Origin of the sequence: Methylobacterium crusticola (assembly GCF_003574465.1) — a bacterium.
In the GTDB taxonomy this organism is placed as follows: domain Bacteria; phylum Pseudomonadota; class Alphaproteobacteria; order Rhizobiales; family Beijerinckiaceae; genus Methylobacterium; species Methylobacterium crusticola.
In genome coordinates, this window is sequence record NZ_QOWC01000319.1 from 1 (window position 1) to 6,199 (window position 6,199).

General features: G+C 75.5%; 5 protein-coding genes. 1 reads left to right on the forward strand and 4 read right to left on the reverse strand.

Annotated features, from left to right (window positions below; translation table 11 throughout):
• Positions 1 to 1,461 (reverse strand): caspase family protein (locus tag DT057_RS33580; RefSeq protein ID WP_203236454.1); only part of this gene is annotated, 1,461 nt, incomplete at its 3' end.
• Positions 1,462 to 1,635: 174 nt separating this feature from the next.
• Here DT057_RS33580 and DT057_RS33585 point away from each other — a divergent pair.
• Positions 1,636 to 2,886, forward strand: a complete 1,251-nt coding sequence (locus tag DT057_RS33585) for a NupC/NupG family nucleoside CNT transporter (protein WP_128566349.1) — start codon at positions 1,636 to 1,638, stop codon at positions 2,884 to 2,886.
• Positions 2,887 to 2,914: 28 nt separating this feature from the next.
• Here DT057_RS33585 and acmB read toward each other — a convergent pair whose 3' ends face one another.
• The 3 genes from acmB to DT057_RS33600 all read right to left on the reverse strand — a co-directional run bounded on the left by acmB (position 2,915) and on the right by DT057_RS33600 (position 6,001).
• Complete coding sequence (acmB, locus tag DT057_RS33590) at positions 2,915 to 4,111, reverse strand: methyl acetate hydrolase AcmB (protein WP_128566350.1); 1,197 nt, start codon at positions 4,109 to 4,111, stop codon at positions 2,915 to 2,917.
• A 279-nt stretch (positions 4,112 to 4,390) separates the two neighbouring features.
• Positions 4,391 to 5,026, reverse strand: a complete 636-nt coding sequence (locus DT057_RS33595; protein ID WP_128566351.1) for a carboxymuconolactone decarboxylase family protein — start codon at positions 5,024 to 5,026, stop codon at positions 4,391 to 4,393.
• Positions 5,027 to 5,440: 414 nt separating this feature from the next.
• A complete protein-coding gene (locus DT057_RS33600) occupies positions 5,441 to 6,001 on the reverse strand; it encodes a hypothetical protein (protein ID WP_128566352.1) in 561 nt (186 codons plus the stop codon).
• Positions 6,002 to 6,199: the final 198 nt, after the last annotated feature.

Genomic DNA, 6,199 nt, shown 5'->3' on the forward strand with positions numbered 1-6,199 from the left:
CGCGACGGCGCCAACCGGCGGGGAGCCGCGGGGCGGGGCGGCGCTCGCGGCGTTGAGGCGCGCGACGGCCTCGGCGTCGTGGCCGTGCCGGAAGAGGGGCGCGTCGGGCGGCGCGGCCACGAAGGCGGGCGCGGCGAGATAGGCCGGGACCGGGACGAAGGCCGGCACCGGGAGGGCGTAGGCCTCGGCCGGCGGGGGCGGCGGCGCGAGCGCGACGAGGGAGGCCGGCGGCGGCGGCAGGAAGGCGGCGGGCGGCGGGGGCAGGCCGTAGGCCGGATCGTCGAGGAAGAGCGCCGGCCGGGCGACGTAGACGAGCTCGTCGGGGGGCGGGGGCGGCACGTCGTACGCGAGGGCGCCGAAGCGCGGCGGCGGCGCGAGGGCCGCGGCGAGCCCGGACAGGCGCCGGCGGGCGTCGAAGGCGTGGGGGCCGCGCGGGTAGCGGGAGAGATACGACCAGTAGGCGTCCGGCGTGTTCGCGAGGGCGCTGCGGCGCCAGGTGACGGCCTCGCGCCGCGCCGCGATGATCGCCCGCACCCGCCGGGCGAGGGGATCCTGCGGGTAGGCCGCGACGAAGTCCTGGTAGCCCTCCAGCGTGTCGCGGGCGAGGCAGGCCGCGTAGGCGTCGCGCACGCCCAGCTCGCCGAGGGGCTTGTCGTCCGCCACGAGGCGCGGCAGGGCCGGCGCGCCCGCGCTCCGCTCGAGGAAGACGAACGGCGCCGCGATGCGCGAGGCGCTCCACGGCACCATCGTGCCGCGGGTCGCCTCGGCGACCCGCAGGCGCACCCGCTCGAACAGCGCGGCCGGGGAGAGGCCGCCCTCGCGGATCATCTCCACCAGGGCCTGCGCGTAGGCGCCGTAGGGCCCGGGCTCGTCGGGGCCGACGCTGCCCGGCGCGGCGTTGTAGGCGAGGAGGCTGCCGGGCTCCGCTTCGGCGAGCGGGAGCCCGCCTGCCAGGGGATCGCCCGTCAGGCGCAGGGGCGCGCGGCGGGCGGCGTCGAGGACGACGAAGCGGGCCTTCAGCGGCAGCGCGGCGAGGCGCTTCACGTAGTCCGAGACCCGGAGCGCCTGGAGCGGCACGTCGGAGGCCGTCCCGATGCGGGCGCCGACGGGCGCGAAGTAGGTCTCGTTCTCGAGCTGGAGCCCGTAGCCCGCGAGGTACACGAAGGCGACGGCGTCGGGCCCGGCCGCCGCGGCCCTGTCGACGAAGTCCCGCAGGGCCCGGCGCAGGGCCTCCTCGTCGAGGTCGCGGGCGCCGACGACGTCGAAGCCCGCCGCCTGGAGCGTCTGGGCGAGGAGGCCCGCGTCGTTCGCCGGGGTCGCCAGGGCGCCCGGCTCGTAGGCGCCGTTGCCGATCACGAGGGCGATGCGCGTCTCGGTCGGGGCCGCGGCGAGGGGGCCCGCCCGGACGAGGCCGCCGAGCACCAGCGCCAGGGCGAGGACCAGTCGGGCACGGAACGGCATCGGCGGCCTCCCTGAAGCCTGGCGGCCCCGCGCGCGGGCCCCGCGCCGGCGGCCGGCCGGAATGCGGCCGGGCCCGAGCGCGCCGGCGCGGGGCCCGCATAGCAGTCCCGGGGGCGTGAACCGTGTCTGAACGGGCGGCACCGGCCTTGCGAGGCCCCGCGCCCGGGAGGCACGATGCTCGACAGATTGTTCCACGCGGCCCTGAGCCTCACGCTTCTCGTCGGCGTCGCGGTCCTGTTCTCGACCGACCGGCGGGCGATCCGGCCCCGGGTCGTCCTCTCGGCCCTCGCGGTCCAGGTCGCCCTCGGCGCCGTGATCCTGTTCGTGCCGGCCGGGCGCATCGTCCTGTCGGGGATCGCCGACGCCGTGCAGACCGTGCTCTCCTACGGCGACCGGGGCGCGGCCTTCCTGTTCGGGGGCCTCGTCGAGCCGAGGATGTTCGAGCTGTTCGGCGGCACGGGCTTCGTGCTCGCGTTCCGGGTGCTGCCCCAGATCGTCTACGTCTCGGCCCTGATCGCCGTGATGTACCATGTCGGCCTGATGCAGGCCCTCGCGCGGGCCCTCGGGGCGGCGCTCCAGCGGGTCCTCGGCACCTCGCGGATCGAGACCTTCTCGGCCGTCATCACGATCTTCATCGGCCAGAGCGAGATCGCGGTGGCGCTGCGGCCGTTCCTCGCCCTCCTGACCGGCGCCGAGCTCTTCGCCGTGATGACGAGCGGCGCGGCCTCGACGGCGGGCTCGATCCTGGCCGGCTACGCGGCGCTCGGCGTGCCGATGACCTACCTCGTCGCGGCCTCGTTCATGGCGATCCCGGGCGGGCTCCTGTACGCCAAGATCCTGGTGCCGACGACCGAGCCGACCCGGGTGACGAGCATGCGGGCGGAGTTCGGTGAGACCCGCGCCGTCAACGTCATCGAGGCCGCCGCGGACGGCACCCAGCGGGGCCTGGTGGTGGCAGTGGCGGTCGGCGCGATGCTGATCGCCTTCGTGGGGCTGATCGCCCTGGCGAACGGCCTCGTCGGCTGGGCCGGCGGCCTCGTCGGGGTGCCGGGGGCCTCGATCGAGGGCCTGCTCGGGATCGTGCTCGCGCCGCTCGCCTGGGTGCTCGGGGTGCCCTGGGAGCGGGCCGCCCTCGTGGGGGGCGCCATCGGCCAGAAGCTCGCCTTCAACGAGTTCCTGGCCTATGCCGGGCTATCGCCGGTGCTCAAGGGCGGCACGCTCGATCCCCGCACCGCCGCCATCGCCTGCTTCGCCCTGTGCGGCTTCGCGAACCTGTCCTCGATCGCGATCCAGCTCGCGAGCTTCGGCAGCCTCGTGCCCGAGCGCCGCGCCGAGGTGGCCCGCTACGGCCTGCGGGCGATCCTGGCCGGCACCCTGTCGAACCTCACGAGCGCGGCGATCGCCGGGCTCTTCATCGCCGGGTGACGGGCGCGGCCCCCCCCGAGGGCGCCGCTCAGGCGTCCCGGCGCGCCTGGAGGCTTCGGTACACCGCGGTCTCGAAGGCGAGGAAGCCGCCGACCGAGGCCGGATCGACGAAGGGGAGGATCTGCGTGCCCCAGAAGCCGCCGACCCCCGTCCGGCGGTCGATCCAGAAGTAGAGGTTGGCGAGGCCCGCCCAGGCGAGCGACCCGGCCGCGCGCCCGGTCGGGGCGTCGTGCTCGTTGATCATGAAGGTCAGACCCCAGGATTTCGGCATCCCGGGGAAGAACTCGGCGTCGTGCGACAGGGCCGGGACGATCCCGGGGAGGCCCGTGATCCGCATCGTGCCGAGGCCGTTCCGTGCCGCCATCGCCACCGTCTCGGGCCGGAGGAGGCGGCCGGCCTCGCCGGCGCCGTCGTTCAGCCACATGCGGATGAAGCGGCAGTAATCCTCCGCCGTGGCGTAGAGGCCGTGGCCGCCCATGTGGATCTCGGGCTCCTGCGGCAGCTCGAAGGTCGCGAGCGGCGCGAGGGCGCCGTCCTCGCCGCGCTGGTGCACCCGGGCGAGGCGGGCGCGCATGGCGGGGGTCAGCGCGAAGGCGGTGCTGTCCATGCCGAGGGGGGAGAAGATGCGCTCCCGCATCACCGTGCCGAGGCGCTGGCCGGCGATCGCCTCGACGACCTGCCCGGCCCAGTCGATGTTGCTGCCGTACTCCCAGCGCTCACCGGGGTCGAACAGGAGCGGCGTGTTCAGGGACGCCCGGGTGGCGCCGGTCACGCTCGGCTGGCCGTGGTCCCGCGCCAGGCGGTGGTAATCCGCGTTGAAGACTTCGTAGCCGAGCCCGGCGGTGTGCAGCAGCAGCATCCGGGTGGTGACGTCGCGCCTGGGTGCCCGCAGGCGGGGCGTCCCGTCCTCGCCGAACCCCTCGAGCACCTGGAGCGCGCCGATCGCCGGCACGTAGGCCCGGGCCGGGGCGTCGAGATCGAGGCGGCCCTCCTCCACGAGCTGGAGCACCGCCGTGCCGGTGATCGCCTTGGTGGCGGAGAAGATCGCCATCACCGTGTCGGGCGTCATCGGGGCCTCCTCGCCGAGCGTCCGCAGGCCCGCGGCGCCCGCGTAGAGCGTGCCGGTGCGGTCGGTCGCCATCGCGACCACGCCCGGCACGCCGGGGCTCTGCGTCACGGCGTCGTTCAGGACCGTGTCGGCGGCCTCTCTCAGACCTGCGGCCATGGGCTGTGTCTCCTCGCGGGGGCGTGGCAATCGCCGGCACCCGCGGGCCGGCGCGGCGGGCCACCTGCCGCGGGCCCGGGGGCCCGAGCGCCGCTCGCCGACGCCGACACTGGTTCGGCGCGCGGGAGCGCGTCAAGTCGATGACCTAGAGAAAGGTCCAATCTCAGCCCGATCGGGCGTCGCCCGAGAGCCACCCCGGTCCGGGCGAACACGGCCCCACGCCGTCGTTCGACCGCAAGGTCCGCGGCACACCGCTCGTTGCTTCGTCGTGACATTGCGTCAGCGGCCCGGCACGGGCGGCGGGGGCAGCGTCTCGTCGGCGCCGGCCGGGGCCGCGACCTGCGCGACGTTGAGGGTCATGCAGACGAGGTCGTAGTAGCCGTTGACCGCGATCAGATCCATCGCGCCCTGCTCGCCGAAGCGCGAGACCACGGCCGCGTAGGCGGCGTCGCTGACCTGCCGCTGGCGGTGGAGCTGGGTCGAGAAATCGTAGATCAGCGCCTCGTCGCCGGTCATGCCGGCGGGGCGGCGGCCGGCCTTGAGGTCCTCCAGGATCGCCGGCCGGGCGCCCGCCTTCACGGCGAGGGGGTAGTGCGCGAACCACTCGTAGCCCGAGCTCCACTCGCGCCCGGTGATCAGGATCGCGAACTCGTTGAGGTCGTGGGGCAGGGAGGTGTTGAAGCGCAGGTGCTCGCCCACCTTCTGCAACCGGTCGGCGAGGTCGGGGCTGCGCAGCCAGGCGTTGAACGGGCCCGAGAGAGACTTGCGCGGCCCCGACGCGATGGCGTCGGCGACACGCTTCTGGGCCGGGCTCATCTGCTCGGGCGCGAGGACCGGGAAGCGCTCGGCGGGTTGGGCGAGCGCCGCCGACGATGCGGCCACCTGGACGGCGGCGGCCAGCAGACCTGACCTCATGATGTTCCTCCCTGGCCGGCCTCGCGCCGCCCGTCTCCCGGCCGTTGATCGGCCGGACGGGTGCCAGTCTGGCCGCCGCCGCGCGGGTTGTCGATCCGCGCGCGTCGAAGCCGCCCGTCAGGCGAGGGCGCCGGCCCGGGCGAGGTCGCCGGAACTCGCCAGGCCCCCGATGCCCCGGCACCGCTCCATCGCCCGGTCACATCCGCGCCTCCGGCCGGATGCCGTCCGCCAGGTCCGTGCGCGCAGGTCCGTGCGCGCGAGCGCGGCGTCGCGCATCCGCGGAACGGGCGGTTCGCGCCGAGCACCTGGCGCAAGGCCGCGGGCCCGTCGACCCGAGCGGCGTGTGCAGGCCTGGCACGCCCGGAGCGCCCGGGCGGCCGCGAGCCCCCGGGGGGCCATTACCGGCCGGATCGTTCAGGCCTCGGGCTCGGGCGCGTCCTTGCCCTCCTCCCCGGCCTCCGGGGCGGGGGGCGTGCCGTGCTCGGCGCGCCACTGCGCGAACAGGCTCCCGAGCACCGCGACGGTGTCGCGCACCGCCTTGGCCTCGTCGTCGACCGAGACGCCCTCCGACACGGAGTTGCGCGTCGCGAGGAGGGCCCGCGCCTCGATCTCGCCCAGGCGCTCGAGGAAGTCCGGCCGCTCGGCGACGAGGGTGAGGGCGTCGCCCATGGCGGTGGCGAGGGTCGTCGCGAGGAGGCCCGCCGTGACGACGTCGCCCACCGAGGCCTCGTAGGGCTCGGGCATCGCGTCGTCGTCCTCGTCGCCCTCGTCCGCCTCGGCAGCCGCCTGGAGGCCCTCGACCAGCGCCTCGATCAGCTCGACGGCGGTGTCCTCCGGCAGGGCGAGGCGCACCGCGATCTCGGCCTCGTCCCCGCTGAAGCCGGCGGTGCCGAGGGTGACCTGGAGGATGCCCGGCCGGCGCAGGCTGAGCGCCAGGAGGGCGTTGGCGTAGATCGTCGGCGCGTCGGACGGCATGGCCTCACAACTTCCTCGGCGGCCGCGTGATCCGCCCCCGCACGTCAATCCGCGGCGCGGGTGGCGGTTCGCGGGCGCCCGATCAGGCGCTCGCGAGCCCGGCCGCCTTGAGGGCGGGCAGCTCGATGTCGACGCCGAGGGTCGACATGGACTCGCCGCGCTCCATTGTGACCTTGACCTTTTCCTTGTCGATGGCGA